The organism is Vibrio sp. 2132-1 (assembly GCF_033344315.1).
In genome coordinates, this window is record NZ_JAWPON010000729.1 from 1 (window position 1) to 548 (window position 548).

General features: G+C 49.6%; 1 pseudogene. It reads left to right on the forward strand.

Going from position 1 to position 548, the window contains the following annotated elements:
• Positions 1 to 462: pseudogene (locus tag R8N47_RS27640) on the forward strand (glycosyltransferase); the annotation flags it as partial.
• Positions 463 to 548: the final 86 nt, after the last annotated feature.

Sequence of the window (548 nt, forward strand, 5' to 3'; positions counted from 1 at the left end):
GCCATCGCAAAACTGCCTGAGTGCTACCACTTACACCTTGCCGGAGATGGAGACAGAAAAGCCTCGCTTCAACGACTCGCTCAATCGTTAAACGTTTCACTTCGCGTGCATTTTCACTGAGTCGTATCCGATATTCCTCTCTTTCTCAGCGATATGGATATCTACGTGCAATCTTCCCACGTTGAAGGATTCGGGCTCGCCGCCGTAGAAGCGATGGCAGCAGGTTTGCCTGTACTCGCGTCCGATGTTCCGGGATTAGATGAGGTTACCGGCAGCTCAGAATATCTGTTCGAAGTCGGTGATAGCAATCGGCTTGCACAAAAGGTTGCAGAGCTTTGCGAAGACGCGGCTCTTTACAATTCGGCAAGTCATTATTCCGTCAACCGAGCCAAACTCTACACCATCGACAAATTTCGAGAGGGCTATTATGGAATCTACCAACAGCTCTGTACCGATAAGTAATACCGTTCCACTCCTTGCAGCTATTGCTCTGGCACTGTTTTTTGTCCCAGTGAAATTCGCTGTAGGTGACGTGGCACTTGCGCCTT